Consider the following 14,986-nt stretch of genomic DNA (forward strand, 5'->3'; position numbering starts at 1 on the left):
TTGACACACCTTTGCTCTGCCTTTGACCGTGGATACCCGGGGCATAGGTACTGTATAGGTGTTTGATAGCTGCTTTCCTTCACCTTTGATACACCTTTGCTCCGCCTTTGACCGGGGATACCCGGGGCATAGGTTGGTTATTGAAGCCTTAGCTAATTCGTTTTATAAAAAACAAACAGCCCTGTCATTATGATGACAGGGCTGTTTGGCCTTGGATAAACTATGCATCAGCGCTTCTTTTTATATTTTTTTCCCTTTTCTTGAAGCACAACAGTACTTAATGCAGGAATGGTCACCTTTTCCCCTTTCAGTTTATATATGGGTTTCGAGGAAGCCTCATTTGCATTTACGAGTACATTCCATACAGCGTTTCGTGGAAGTACAACTTCAACATCATTTGTGTTGGCATTATGTGCTACAAAATAGCTCCCATTTTGCTTTCCTCTTGATGGTTCAGTAATCGTATAGGCAATCGTATTTACCGGTGCATTTAAAAAGCGAATACTATCCTTTATTGCGCTGGCCTCCGTCATTCTGAATACTGGATGGTTTTTACGAAGTTCTATCAAACCCGACATATATTTCACTTCATTCACAAATTCTGCATTCCGTTTCCAATCTAATTGATTAATTGCATCTGGGGATTTATAGCTATTATGGTCTCCATACTTCGTTCGCATAAATTCCTGTCCGGCGTGAATAAATGGGATCCCCTGTGAAGTTAAAATGATAGACGTGGCCAGTTTATGCCTTTGCTTTTTCTCTTCGTAACTTGCATTTGGATTCGTTAATTCCAACTTGTCCCAAAGGGTATGATTATCATGTGCTTCGACATAGGTGATGACCTGTTCCGGATCACGATATGTTGCCTGATTATCATCATAATCAAGACCGGCCATAATGCCTTTTTTGATCCGATCTTCCATATTCAATTTTCCATTTACGAATCCATTATCCTGCTCTTCAAATACACTGCCCTTCAGTCCGTCTCGAATGTCATCATTAAAATGAGCAATGCCGGGCATTTTTTCAGCATTTTTCTGATTTGCCTTTATGTCAGCCGCAAGCGGAGTATTTAAATCCCAACCTTCCCCATGGATAATAAATGATGGGTCAATACGCTTCAAAGCCTTCCTTACATCATTCATTGTCTCAACATCATGGATTCCCATTAAATCAAATCGAAATCCGTCCAGTTTATATTCCTTCGCCCAATAGCTTGAGGAGTCGACGATGAATTTACGCATCATTCTTCGCTCGGAGGCAGTATCATTGCCGACACCGGTACCATTGGCCAATGTACCATCCTCGTTGTAGCGGTAGTAATAGCCAGGAACCAACTTTTGAAAGTTTGACTCTGCAGCATCATACATATGGTTGTAGACAACATCCATTACTACACGTACGTCCTCCTTATGGAGCGTTTGGATCATTTGCTTCAGTTCTTTTATTCTCACTTTAGGTTCATAGGGATTGGTAGAATAAGACCCTTCCGGTACATTGTAGTTTTGTGGGTCATACCCCCAGTTATACTGTGGCTCGTCAAGCTTTGTTTCATCTACTGTTTTATAATCATAGATTGGCAAAAATTGAACATGAGTTACTCCCAATGATTGTATATGATCAAGACCGGTTGGAAGCCCATTTGGTCCCTTTGTACCTTTCTCCGTAACGCCTAAATATTTCCCCTTTTGCTTAATTCCGCTTTCTGACTGGATGGACAAGTCGCGTACATGCAATTCATAAATAATTGAACTCTCTGGATTCGCTAACTTTGGTTTCTTATGTTTATTCCAGCCATTCGGATTTGTTTTCGATAAATCTATCACGGCTCCTTTTTGACCATTGACTGACGCTGCCCTTACATATGGATCAACAGCCTCTGTCCATTTCCCACCTATATTCACTTTATATGTGTAAAAGAGACCATCCTGATTTCCTTTTAATTTAGCCGTCCATGTCCCCTTTTTATCCGACTTCATCGTAATTTCCTTGCCCTTAGGATCATTCCAATTTTCATAAAGAACGAGCTTTGCCTCTTGAGCTGTTGGAGCCCACAAACGGAAGTTGGTCGAAAAACGTGAGTAGGTGTTCCCAAGATCATTGCCACCATAATAATACTGGCGATCAAACTCCTCTGTCCGCACCACTTCTCCTATCTCAACAGCCCGCTCTCCATAGCCCTCAATTCTCACGGCATAGCTTCCACGCACATCAAGCTTCTTGTTTGTTTTTATCGTAAACTTACTTGTTACTGAGCTATTCCCTTCCTCAGGGATAATTGCTTGAATGGGTGCATTTTCAAGCTCAATCACTGTTCTGTTTATATCAAGTGGATTATTTGTCGTGACAGTGATTTCTGTAAAGCTGTCCATCGCTGCCTTTTTGATGCTCGGCTCACTGTTTGGTTCTGAATAGTACACTTCATCATCTCCTGAAATAATCCACACCTCCGCCTTTCCATCCTTTATTCCTTCAATCCAACGGTCGCCTCCATCTTTTTCCCATGAATCAGTACGAATAATAAAGCCAACCCGCTCATGAAGTCCCTCCAGTGTAAATCTCGCAACCTTTCCAAATGCATCTTCTTCCTCAAACTGTTCGACATGACCTTCTCCATTTTCAGGCCATACCCATAGATTCCAATCCTTTGCATCATCATTTCCCTGATAATGGATGACAATCTCCGTTTTTCCATCTTCTGCTTTTGCACTTAGCTGAGGGAGCATTGTCAATAACAAGCAAAATGTGCCTAGCAACGCGATAATTCTATTCTTTCTCACAGACATCTTCCTCCTCCTTCATTCTTCTCTTAGTAGGCAAACGATTGCATAAATTCATATATGTAATCGTTTTCATAATTACACCCTTCCATTCTAGTAAACTAACTTTCTGAAGAACAGTTTACGTTTTCCTATTTTTAGAAGAATATGATTCAGAAATATGGACTTTATGCCTATACCTTTATATAAATTAAACGAAAGAGGATCATCAGAGTTGAATCATTCTTCCTTACCAAACAAATCCAGCAACTCTTGAATACGTCCCCTTTCGTAGAAAAAACATTCAAATATAATTAACTATATGTGTCTGCTACTATATTGCTGAATTCTCTTTCACAATGGAGGTGATTTCCATCCAAACAATAATCTGATTATTGATTACGAAGTCATAATACCCCCAAAAGAATAATCGCGATATATTGTAGGCATATTCTTAAACTCATGGCCCGCCTGAAACATTCTTTGGACTTAAGTAACTGAAGCACTTTATATTTTAAATCAACAAGCAACTAAGCTGTCATTCTGCACACGAAAAAAGATGATTCCTGCATCATACAGAAATCATCTACTCACTTCGCATTTTTTATATGTTCATTACAAATGAAGATATAATAACTTTCTCTATGCATTGTTTAGGTTCATTTTTAGCATATTTTCTCAAAATAGATTCTCTTCTTCGGTTTACACAAACCCTATCTGAGTCAATATGTCAAAAGATACAAAGCAGACAACTATTGAACTTCAAGATGAAGATCACCTGCTTTAACCTTTCCAGCCATTTTTAGGAGACGGTGAATCGCAAGAGCAATCATAACAGGAAGCACCATCCCTATTCCAACATAGATGAGGAATATGCCTATCCCTTGATTAGCTAGGATGTTTATTGGTGCAATCAACGAGCTTAGCCCCATCCCGCCTAATTCATACGGTACTTTAAAATCAAAGACCATCGTAGCTATTGGCGCAGCAATTGCGGCAGCTGTAAACGCAGGTATAATATAGATTGGGTTTTTTATCAAATTAGGAAACTGTACCTTTGGTGTCACGATTGATTGGGCAAGGAAGCCACCTAAATCATTATCTTTATAGCTCATTGCTGTAAAGGCTACAAATTGTACTGTACAGCCAATCAAAGCTGCTGCACTTGATACTGGATCCAACTGCAGAGCAATCGCAAGCGCAGCTGATGAAGCTGGAGTCATTAATAAAAGACTAAATACCAAGGATAGTACAATCGATCCAATTAAAGGAGAGCCTTCTACAGAGGCTGTAATTTGTGCACTTATCCATGTTAGTAATGGTGTCGTCACCGCCGCTAATCCAACTCCTGAAACCCCGCCAATAAAAATAGCTGTAATTGGAATTGCCATAATATCCAATTTCGTTTTACCAACCATCCTCTTGCCTATATATGTAGCGATGAGTGCAGCCAATACAGCCGATATGGGTTGTCCAGTAACGATTGTAAAAGCACCTTCTGCTGTTTTTTGTATAGCTGCTCCACCAACTGTGGCACATGCCATTGCACTAAATTGTACTAATGAGTTACCTCCAAGCTGATAGGCAATCCCTGCACCAAGAGCAGGCGCTAGCAAAACCTTTGCCGCTCCTCCAATAGTAAGGAACATTTGCCAATCAAAATAACCCCCAATTGATTCAAATAATAGACCGATTCCCAATGTTACTAAAACGGCATTTGCGATTCCCGTTGACGCCTTATACATTCGATTAACTATATATTCTTTTCTCTTCATCCCCATCGCCCCTTATTAGTTAATTAAATATTCTGAAAAATAAAGGTATTATGTTTTCTTTTCTATGCATCCTTCCTTTATTGGAGATATTAGTATTTAGATATATTAACACACCTAAAATAAAAATAGCAAAATATTTTGAAAATTTAATATAAATTAATAATTTGAACTTCAAAATAATTCCATAACGTTTTTATCAACTGAATTTCCATATTCATATTATATTTTTAACTTACAGTAATAGTTGGTTTCTGGCATTTTCCTTTTTTCACTCTCCACTTTCCACAGCCAATAATTCTATTTTTAAATATAATCTAATTACACATTTTGATTTACGAATACTTATTAATTATTTTAGTCGTAAAGTAACATAAAAACGGGCAAATACACAAAACTTGTTCTACCTCATAACCAGTGCGAAGTATATGAATGATTTTGAGTATCTCTGTTTATAATAGCTGCTGCGTATAATCTTTTTGGTCCAAAAAAAGGATTTCCGCACTTTTACGGAAATCCTCGCTCTTCTTTATAATGATAATGTTAACTTGATTGTCCCATCATTCATCTCATACGATTTAATTTTTCCAACAGGTATCTTTTTGACGATATCCCAGGAATTAAAATCCATTTTAATCGTCTGATTTGTGTAATTTGAAAATGGCGGACTGTTAAAAATTTTAATTTCATCTATCTTTATATCAATCGGCTTCATACTCTCAATTTCAAAAATAATCACTCTTTTTTCCATATGAATTGGTTTCAGGCTTATCATATATGAAACATTTTTATCTGTTTTACCTCGAATGTTCAAATGGCCTGTTGTTATTTCTACTTTTATATCTTTTTGGCCAGACTGTCTTTTTATTAGTTGTTCTAACATTACTGGCTTAATAGGAACGGTCACTCCATTTTTACTTATTTCGTTAAATTTCTGTTTAAATTTATACAGCACGGTGGCAACACTCCTAAAGTATTTAGTTACCGGTTTAATTAAACTCAAATTTTACTTCTGCTTGTTTCTTTTAATATAACTTAATCGTAACATGGCTAGAATTACATTCCCTACTAATATGTCCTCTTTTCATCCATAAAAAAGCACGATTCTTTCTTTGGTTATGAAAGAATCGTGCTTTTCTTTTTATCAAATCATACATTCTCTCTTCATTAAAAATGGATAACAAGATCTATCTAACTCTATTATTTTAGATGTAGGCTTAAACATTCATTTCTTTTTCACAGCATATGATTTACTGACAAAAGGAATTTCCTGTATGCCGTTCACCTGATTTACATAAACAGCCATCACAAAACAAACATTTGCGAGCAATCCTAGGAAATCAAATAAGATGTCTAGCACTTCTCGCTCTTCACTAACTTTATGCAGGGCACGATAGGATTTCTTGGCCTCACTGCGTACGACATGAAGTGCGCATGCAGCGTTGCTTCCTTGCGGTAATACGAATTGTTTTACCTTTTCCCCTGTTTTCTCAACATAAAAATCATATCTATCACTCAACCACTGTAAATCTGCTTCAGTTATCGCCAATTTTCCGCGCACAGAACCGTTCACATGATAGCATAGCGCTTGAACCTTACGAAGGTCATCAATGACTGCTTGCTCTTTCTCAGTCAATAACGGGAAAACAGCTCCAAGCCTTGTGGTTAAACTATCAGTGCGAATCTCATAATCAACTAAACAGCTTTTTTCTCTCATGAATGGATAACTGGAGTAGCGCCAGTCTTTTTTCAAGGTTCATTCCTCCTTATTTAAAACTTAGGTTTTAGTATGAAATAATGGTAACTCCGCGACGCCTTCACATAGAAGGCCATCGCACATGAATTCTTCATGCCTCCCCTTTTATATCTATGGCATAAGGAATCATCTGCCTTTTTCCAAAATAGGAATCATTGTATGTATACGTATGAGTTTTAAAAATACGCATCAAGTTAAGATCCGTAATGACTTGTTCGGGTTCCCCTGCTGCAACGAGTTCTCCATTTCCCATAAGTATGAGTCGATCACAATAGCGAGTGGCTAAATTAATATCATGGATGGCCGCGAAGACAGCCTTTCCCTCTTTTACAAGCTCCCGGATGACCTCGGCAATTTGGACCTGATGATAAATATCCAGATCTGAAGTTGGCTCATCCAACAAAATAACCTCAGAATTCTGAGTGATGGCTTTAGCTAAGAAAACAAGCTGACGTTCTCCTCCTGAAAGGGATGTGATATAACGGTCTCTTAAATGATAAATTCCTGTTTGTTTCATCGCTTTCTCTGCCAATTGATTATCATCTTTTTGTGAGAATTGCCATTTCTTCCGATGCGGATGCCTTCCCATAAGTACTACCTGACTCACTGTAAATTCATAGTCAAGGACCGTGCTTTGTGGCATATAGGTGATTGCTTTGGCCACTTCAAGAGTAGTCATCTCAGAGAGAGCATGATTCTTAAAGGCTATTGACCCTGCAGGTGGCTTTAGCAATCCTGCCATTAAGCGCAGTAAAGTAGATTTTCCGGTACCGTTCGGACCAATCAAGCAGGTAAATTGGTTAGTTTCCAAAGAGATATCCATTGCTTTTAAAATCACCTGTTTGCCACGGCTAAAGCTGAGTTTCTCCGCATTCAAAATAGCTGTCATCTCAGATTTCCCCCTTCTTTTTATTTTTTAAAATTAAATAAAGGAAAAACGGAGCGCCAAAAAAAGCTGTAATAATACCGATTTGAATCTCAGCAGGCCTAATGGCCAAACGGGATATTAAGTCAGCAAGAATCAAGAAACTCGCTCCCCCTAAGACACTAGCCAGTAGTAAATTTCGATGCGAGGGCCCAATGATCATACGGATCATATGAGGGACAATCAGACCAACAAAACCGATGGCTCCCGTTAATGAGACACTCATTCCAGTTACTAATGAAGCAGTAATTAACAATAGATTACGGGTGCGCTGAACGGAAATCCCCATATTCTGGGCCTGCTCTTCACCCAGCAGAAAGATATCTAAGTCGTTGGCATGGTACAAAAAGACACAAATCGAAAATAAAACAGGAACAGTTAATATTTGTACATGACTCCAATCACGCCCGTTTAAGTTCCCCATCATCCATTGGACAATCTGCTGCATCACTCCTGCATTCGAAAAAGAGATTAGCAGAGAGGTACAGGCTGATAAAAAAGAACTAATCGCAATACCCGTCAGCAGCAATGTCAGTACTGAGGTCCTTCCTTGATTGGTCGCAATCATATAAATTGCAAACAAAGTCAATGCAGCCAGGATAAAGCCCATTAATGGGACGAAAAGAGAATGGATCGCGGCCAAACCAAAATAGATGGCCAGTACACCTCCGAATGCTCCACCTGATGAAACACCAATTATGCCGGGGTCAGCCATCGGGTTGCGAAACACACTTTGCATCACGACTCCCGATATTGCCAAGGCTGCCCCGACTAATCCAGCCACAACAACCCGCCCCAGGCGAATCTGCACAAGGATTGTTTCATACATTGGGTTATAGTCAAACTCTATAAATGGAAGCAGTGAGAGTAATACTTTCACAGTTTCCGTAAATGGAACGATGACCCCGCCATACATGGTTGCTAAAAGTAACGATACGAGCAAGGAACAAATCAGGATTCCAAAAATAAGAACCTGTTTAGACTGTTTACAAACCATATTATTCTCCATATAAAACTTGATAAATATCTTCTGCTCCCTCAATCACAAAATGGGAAGCCGTTGTTAAATTTGCGCTTTCTATCACATGCACTTCATTATTCTTAAAGGCTTTAAGATTTTTAAGTGCCGGATCCTTTTGCCATTCCTCGACGAATGTTGCTTTTGAACCGTCATACTGCCAATCGCTTGTAATAATCACATCTGGATTTATCTCAACTAATTTTTCCTTTGAAAGATTTGGATAATCAGGATACTCTTCACCGGTAATGCCCGCTTCTGTAATGGCATTTATCCCGCCTGCTAAGGTGATGATTTCTCCTATTGTAGTATTCTCAGTAACTGAAGAATTTTGCTGTGTCCAGTAAACCACTCGTTTTTTATCTGTTTGTGCTTTTGCTTTCGTTTGTAAATCTGACATCCTCTTTTTGACATCAGCTATGATTTCTTCTGCTTTATCTTCCTCGCCAACAATGGTACCAACCTCCATTAGACCATCCAATACACCTGATATAGAGGAATCATCTTTAAGTTGGTAGGTGGTGATGTCTGCAGCATCAATTTGTTTAAGAACCTCAGGATCTACATAGGAAGGAATCAGCACTAAATCAGGCTGAAGTGACAGCACCAATTCAGATGTGACTGATTCAATTTTTGTATCAATTCCATCTGTTAGATCTGCTACATTCGAAATCCCTGAGTCTGTAGACATTTTCGTTACCGCGGCAATCCGCTCCTCATCAACCAAAGGCAATAAATATTCATCAATAGCCAATGTGGTCGAAACAATCCTTGAAGGTTTTTCTTTAAGGGTCACCTCTTCCCCACGACCGTCTGTTAAGGTTTTCGGATACTCACTTGTTTCCTGGTTTGTTTCTTTTTCCTGGTTGTTTACTGTCTCATCATTTCCGCATGCAAACAATGCAAAAACGGATAAGAACACCAAAAGTGATAAGCTTGCAATCTTTTTCATCTCACTATTCTCCCTTTTTCAAAATTTATTTATATTTAGCGAATTTACGCTGAAATATTAAACATAAAAAAGCCTGTCTTCCCGATTAAGGAAAACAGGCTTGATTCATGCACAGACAAAAAAACGCTGTCAAAATCAGCGCAAAGACACAATCATCTCTACGTTCGCCATCCCTTTTCCCACCGAAAAGTAAGCAATACACATTCATAAGCAGGTTTCCTGACTCTGAGCTTCACTTTACTCTCACACCTTCCCTCTTTTAAAGGTGGTCACGTGATTTCATCAGCTCTTACAGTAGCGGGGGCTGTTCCAGATTTACACTGGATTCCCTTTTACCTCACAAAAGTGAGCACTTATGATTGTTTTAAATTTTCGTACTATTAATATATCATGTTGAAAATGTAAACGGAAGATATTTTTGATATATAGGAATTCACATAAATTTAAACAAGTGAAATGACTGTTCTAATTGACCAACTGAATTACACGCATCTTCTAGTCGATCTATCACTTTTATCACCATCCAATATATGGATTCCCTTTCTGTCCAACCCATATATCGGATTGCTCTAACAACGCTCCTATTTTAAGAAGCCAATCTTCCCTTCCCTTTGGAGCCATCAATTGCACTCCAAGGGGTAAGCCAGAATCTGTCATATGAACAGGCAAGCTAATCGCAGGCTGTCCGATGATGTTCGCCAACTGTGTAAAAGGCGTATACGTTAAACTTGGTTTAAACATTTCATAGACCATTGCTAACTGTTCAGAGGGTTTTAGTTCATTTACTTTCAATAACTGCAAGCTCTGTTCATCCGTATGCGTCAATTCGCCCACCTTTGGAGCTGAGAAAGCTGTTGCCGGCGTCAAATACAAATCATAATCCTCATTGAACCTGGCCATTTGTGCAGCTGCCGTATCCCATTCAGCTAAACTGCGTGTAAATTGAACAGCTGATACATTCTGCCCGGCAGTTCTGAGTACCCATGTGACTATCTCTATATCATTAACGGTAATCGGCCGTCCAATGGCTTCCTCAATGGACAGTATATCTGCTGCCATTTCTCCGCTATTCATAATATAGTAATTTTCCATAAGGCGGATTCCATCTACCCCATTATCACATTCTTCAACGGTGAACCCTGCCTGTTCCAGCCATTTGACTGTCTTATGTACCGCTTCTACAGCTTCTTCACTAACGGGTGTTCCCACCGGAGACTTTGTGGAAAAAGCAATTTTAAACCTTTCTTTCAATGGATTCGAAAGCTCCTTCAAATAGCTCCCATTATATAAAGGTACCTGAAAGGCAGTATCCGGCTGAATGATTTGCAAGGCATCCAGCATAGCTGCACTATCACGAACCGTTTTGGTTAAGGCAAAATCTACCGCAGCTCCATGCCATTGGCGGCCCACACCTGGACCAACGGGTGTCCTTCCCCTTGTTGGCTTCAAGCCTACTAATCCAGTGAATGATGCCGGTATACGAATAGAGCCGCCGCCATCACTGGCACCGCTAATTGGGACCATACCTGAAGTTATACTGGCTGATGCTCCGCCGCTTGATCCACCCGATGAATGCTGCAGGTTCCATGGATTACGTGTCGCTCCATATACAGCTGGCTCAGTAATATTTTTCAGACCAAACTCCGGAGAACTCGTCTGTCCAATAATGACAAATCCTGCCTCACGAATTTTTTTCACAAAATTAGAATCCCGTTTAGCAATCCGATTTACATGTAATTTTGAACCCGCTGTAATCGGTTCGCCTTTAATAGATTGTGATAAGTCTTTTAATAAGATAGGTACTCCTGCAAAAGGTCCGTATATAGATTCAGACTTTCCAGTTTCCATCATTGCCTTTTCGAATCTAGTTCGAACAACTGCATTTGTTTTAGGATTTAGTTCATTTATTTGTTCAAATGCGTCCTCTATTAATTCTATTGCGGATACTTGTTTTTCCTTTACAAGCTTCGCTAACCCAAGTCCATCATATTGGGTATAACATTTAAGATTCATTGCTCCGACACTCCTACTTTTTGGCTACAAATCCTGTTTAGTGTTCTGTTTTAATGCTTTTTTCGTATATAGAATAATACTTATCATTTCAACATTAAATTTTATAGGTATCAATCAATTCATACAAGCGTTCCAGTCCATCTTCTTCCTCAAAATTGTTCATTTTATCGATAATCATCTGTTTGTTTTTAAATATAGTTTCTACCTTATCAGCTAACGTGTTTAACGAAAGCTCATCCTCTTCAATAACATAGGCAAAACCCTGCTTTTTAAATGATTCAGCATTCATGATTTGATCGCCTCTGCTGGCTTTCCTTGATAACGGGATTAAGACCATTGGAATTTTTAAACTTAAAAATTCAAAAATGGAATTTGAACCGGCCCTTGAAACAGCCACAGCTGTCATAGCCAATATATCTGCCAAGCCTTGGTTAATATATTCAAACTGAGCATATCCATCACGATGTAGGGTGGAATCTACCTTTCCTTTTCCGCATAAATGAATGACATTAAAGGTTTTGAGCAATCGATCCAAGTCCTTACGCACAGCCTTATTCACTGCTTCAGAACCCTGACTGCCTCCCATGATCAATAATCCAGGTTTCCTTGTATTAAATTGGCATATTTTCATTCCAATCGATGGGTCACCCTGACGCAGTTCATCTCTTACGATGGGCCCTAAGAAAAAAGACTTTTCTGCAGGAATATGATTTTTAGCCTCCGGAAAGGTATAACAAATTTTTTGAACAAAAGGCAATGATAGCTTATTGGCCAACCCTGGTGTAATGTCTGACTCATGCGAAATGATCGGTACTTTTCTACTCGCCGCAGCAAGAATGACAGGAACGGAAACAAAGCCACCTTTTGAAAAGATTATGGACGGCTGTAATCGCTTAATAATCTTTCTTGATTGCATAAAGCCTTTCAAAATATTAAAAGGGTCTTTTACATTTTTTATATCCATATATCTGCGAAGTTTACCTGTGGATATTGGAAAATAAGTGACACGATCAAACTCCTTTATCAAAGAGACTTCAATTCCCTCTTTAGATCCTATATAGTAAATCTCCCAATCCCTTTCAATCAAATAGGGAATGAGCGCCAAATTGACAGCAACATGCCCAGTTGATCCCCCACCTGTTAAAATGATTCTTTTTTTCATTTTATAAACCTCCGACAAATTTAAACGAGTCATGGAAAGTAACCATTAATATGTATGCTAAGACATGAAATCTAAATTTTATTCTCTCCTATTCACCTTGCTAATCAAAAACGGAGATGTCATCAGTGACTTACTTCCACACCCTTGTGATATTGCTTTGATCCTCATCTATCTTTAAACAATACACATCCGGATTAGTCAGACCCAACCAAGTTTCGTAACCAAAGGATTCATCCAGATGATTTAGGATTAAAGTCAGTAAGTTACCATGTGTTACGATTAATATATTGAGATTCTCGCTATCCAATGCCTCCTTTATTACAGTAAAACCTCTTTTAGCAGCCTCATTGCTGGATTCTCCTCCGGCTAATTTAACATCACGTTCCAAAAACGATTGGTATAATCTATTTTTCCAATCAGGTAAATCATGTCCAGATAAGATCCGTTCCTTTAAACGATCATCATATTCGAGCTGTATATTCTTTTCTTCAGCAATTGCTTCAGAAGACTCAATTGCCCTTTTATATGGACTGCAGACTATACGCTCTATTGAAATAGAGTTAAAAAAATCAGCTAGTTCCCTCGCCCGTATTTTCCCTTTTTCTGTTAAATCACATTCAGAACCCTGTCCGGTAGCCTCACAATGTCGAACTAAATATATGTATTTCAACACGACACTCTCCTACTCCCTATAAATTTTATTTACTATATTCTACCATATAAGGAATTCCATTAGAGCTTTGGTTAGTACGTCATCCTATTGTTGATAGTTAAATAAAAAATAAGTACCATTAAAATATAGAAATATGAATTCTTAAAACAAGTAGTGCTGAAGCACCTAGTCTTGTACACTCATGTAAATTCTAAATATTTGAGATGCTTGGGATTAAAGATATTGGGATTCTATCTATATATCAGAATAGGAGGATAAATAATGAAGCAATATCACATAATTGTCTCTGGGATTGTTCAAGGTGTAGGATTTCGCTATTTTACTCTGCTTACAGCAAAAGATTATGATATACATGGGTGGGTGCGTAATTTAGTAAATGGTGATGTAGAAATTGTTGCACAAGGAACAGAAGAAGCATTGGATCATTTTCTTGGCAAAATTAGAATAGGCCCAAAATATAGTCGAATAAACCATGTAGAGGTTAACACTCAGGTCGCTACTGAATATAAAAATTTTACAATTAAGTAAACTTATCCAAAACACAGAAAACTCACTTTTATTACAATAAACTTTCTGTTTTGTTACATTTAGGAAACATACCTAGTAATTTTTTGTCGAATCTACTACACTAGGCTAGTACTTTAAAATTTTACTAAGTTTAGTGGGGGTCAACATGAAGAATAAAGTTTTATCTATTACTGCTACCGCTGTCCTGGCGTCTTCTATTTTTGCTGGTGCTGCTTCTGCTGCTACCGTCACAGTTTCTAAAGGTGATTCTTTATGGAAATTAGCAGTTAAATATAATACTACTGTGTCTGCAATCAAAAAGGAAAACAACCTAACGTCTGATACTATTTACATAGGTCAAACACTTAATATTGGTGAAAATACGACTGCAAGCACTTCTACAAAGAAATATACAGTAAAATCCGGTGATTCTTTATGGAAAATTGCAAATACCTATAATACAACTGTTGCAAACTTAAAATCTTGGAATAATTTAAAAAGCGACACCATTTATGTTGGACAAGTATTGGTTGTAAGCAAATCAACTACTTCAACTGGTACCACTTCAGGCAGTACGGTTACAAAATCAGAAGCTGAGCGCATGGTTGCTACGGCAAAAAGTTTAATTGGCACTCCTTATAAATGGGGTGGAACAACACCATCAGGATTCGATTGCAGCGGGTTCATTTACTATATCGTTAAACAAGAACGCCCAAGCTTTACACGTACTAACACAGCAACTTACTTCTCTACTATGAAGAAAGTAAACACACCTTCTGTAGGTGACTTTGTATTCTTTGAAACATATACTTCCGGTGCTTCTCATATGGGAATCTATGTTGGAAACAATAAATTCATCCACGCTGGCTCCAGCGGTGTTGTACAGGCTGATATGACATCATCCTATTGGAAACCAAAATACTTAGGTGCAAGAAGCCTATAAGCATATCTTTATCAATCAAAATCGGTAAGCTACTATTGCTTGCCGATTTTTTATTTTTTCTTCTGAATTATGATTTCATTATTTGAGGATTTATCTAAATTTATACAATTAGGAATTAGCCGTATAGCTGAATATCATTCGGACATCATATTCTTAAATCGGTTATGTAAGGAGATTGTCAGATGGCTAAAGTATTTGGAAATGACCCATTACATATACTATTTGCATCCATTCAAGGAGAAACTGAACGAGATTACTGGGAGCAACTAAATGATGGCTTATCCTATCATAAAGGAATATCATGCTTGGAAGATGGCAGCTATCTGATTATTGAACAAAGGCAATGGATTGAACAAGAAAGCATTGGCTACCCCATTTCAAAGGAAGATGCCCTAAAAGAAATTCTCTTATCAGATAATCTTCATTTATTAAATCACCCTAAATTTTATGATTTAAAAATTCTTTATGAAAAAACAAGGAATACTCCATAATCGAAAGGAGTA

General features: G+C 38.2%; 13 protein-coding genes and 1 riboswitch. Of the genes, 3 read left to right on the plus strand and 10 right to left on the minus strand.

Translation table 11 applies throughout. The annotated features are described in order from the left end of the window. Positions 1–227: 227 nt before the first annotated feature. The 10 genes from pulA to AC4BHP_RS06465 form a co-directional block, all read right to left on the minus strand. Positions 228–2,729 (minus strand): type I pullulanase, encoded by a 2,502-nt coding sequence (pulA, locus tag AC4BHP_RS06420; RefSeq protein ID WP_490551993.1) that lies wholly within the window; start codon positions 2,727–2,729, stop codon positions 228–230. 785 nt (positions 2,730–3,514) lie between these two features. Further along, on the minus strand, positions 3,515–4,543 hold the full coding sequence (locus AC4BHP_RS06425; RefSeq protein WP_490551752.1) for a PTS sugar transporter subunit IIC: 1,029 nt from the start codon (positions 4,541–4,543) through the stop codon (positions 3,515–3,517). A 520-nt stretch (positions 4,544–5,063) separates the two neighbouring features. Further along, positions 5,064–5,489 carry a hypothetical protein gene (locus AC4BHP_RS06430; RefSeq protein ID WP_490551753.1) on the minus strand — a complete coding sequence of 142 codons (426 nt, stop codon included), beginning with the start codon at positions 5,487–5,489 and terminating at the stop codon, positions 5,064–5,066. Positions 5,490–5,759: 270 nt separating this feature from the next. Next, on the minus strand, positions 5,760–6,287 hold the full coding sequence (locus AC4BHP_RS06435; protein ID WP_066099799.1) for a hypothetical protein: 528 nt from the start codon (positions 6,285–6,287) through the stop codon (positions 5,760–5,762). A 94-nt stretch (positions 6,288–6,381) separates the two neighbouring features. After that, a complete protein-coding gene (locus tag AC4BHP_RS06440; protein ID WP_066099802.1) occupies positions 6,382–7,179 on the minus strand; it encodes an ABC transporter ATP-binding protein in 798 nt (265 codons plus the stop codon). A 1-nt stretch (position 7,180) separates the two neighbouring features. After that, a complete protein-coding gene (locus AC4BHP_RS06445; protein ID WP_181161991.1) occupies positions 7,181–8,212 on the minus strand; it encodes a FecCD family ABC transporter permease in 1,032 nt (343 codons plus the stop codon). 1 nt (position 8,213) lies between these two features. Next, positions 8,214–9,185: an ABC transporter substrate-binding protein gene (locus tag AC4BHP_RS06450; protein WP_490551754.1), complete on the minus strand. Its 972-nt coding sequence runs from the start codon at positions 9,183–9,185 to the stop codon at positions 8,214–8,216. 192 nt (positions 9,186–9,377) lie between these two features. Next, positions 9,378–9,557: riboswitch (cobalamin riboswitch) on the minus strand. A 144-nt stretch (positions 9,558–9,701) separates the two neighbouring features. Further along, positions 9,702–11,198: an amidase gene (locus AC4BHP_RS06455; RefSeq protein ID WP_066099812.1), complete on the minus strand. Its 1,497-nt coding sequence runs from the start codon at positions 11,196–11,198 to the stop codon at positions 9,702–9,704. Positions 11,199–11,292: 94 nt separating this feature from the next. Next, complete coding sequence (gene murG / locus AC4BHP_RS06460) at positions 11,293–12,360, minus strand: undecaprenyldiphospho-muramoylpentapeptide beta-N-acetylglucosaminyltransferase (RefSeq protein WP_066099816.1); 1,068 nt, start codon at positions 12,358–12,360, stop codon at positions 11,293–11,295. A 130-nt stretch (positions 12,361–12,490) separates the two neighbouring features. Beyond that, on the minus strand, positions 12,491–13,033 hold the full coding sequence (locus AC4BHP_RS06465) for a histidine phosphatase family protein (RefSeq protein ID WP_490551755.1): 543 nt from the start codon (positions 13,031–13,033) through the stop codon (positions 12,491–12,493). A 261-nt stretch (positions 13,034–13,294) separates the two neighbouring features. On the opposite strand from AC4BHP_RS06465, the gene AC4BHP_RS06470 reads away from it, so the two are divergent. The 3 genes from AC4BHP_RS06470 (at position 13,295) to AC4BHP_RS06480 (ending at position 14,974) form a co-directional block, all read left to right on the plus strand. After that, complete coding sequence (locus tag AC4BHP_RS06470) at positions 13,295–13,561, plus strand: acylphosphatase (RefSeq protein ID WP_066099827.1); 267 nt, start codon at positions 13,295–13,297, stop codon at positions 13,559–13,561. A gap of 145 nt (positions 13,562–13,706) precedes the next feature. Continuing rightward, positions 13,707–14,483, plus strand: coding sequence for a C40 family peptidase (locus tag AC4BHP_RS06475; protein WP_066099829.1), 777 nt, complete (start codon positions 13,707–13,709; stop codon positions 14,481–14,483). 182 nt (positions 14,484–14,665) lie between these two features. Further along, complete coding sequence (locus AC4BHP_RS06480) at positions 14,666–14,974, plus strand: hypothetical protein (protein WP_066099832.1); 309 nt, start codon at positions 14,666–14,668, stop codon at positions 14,972–14,974. Positions 14,975–14,986 lie beyond the last annotated feature (12 nt).

Source organism: Pradoshia sp. Z4_20, assembly GCF_058216035.1.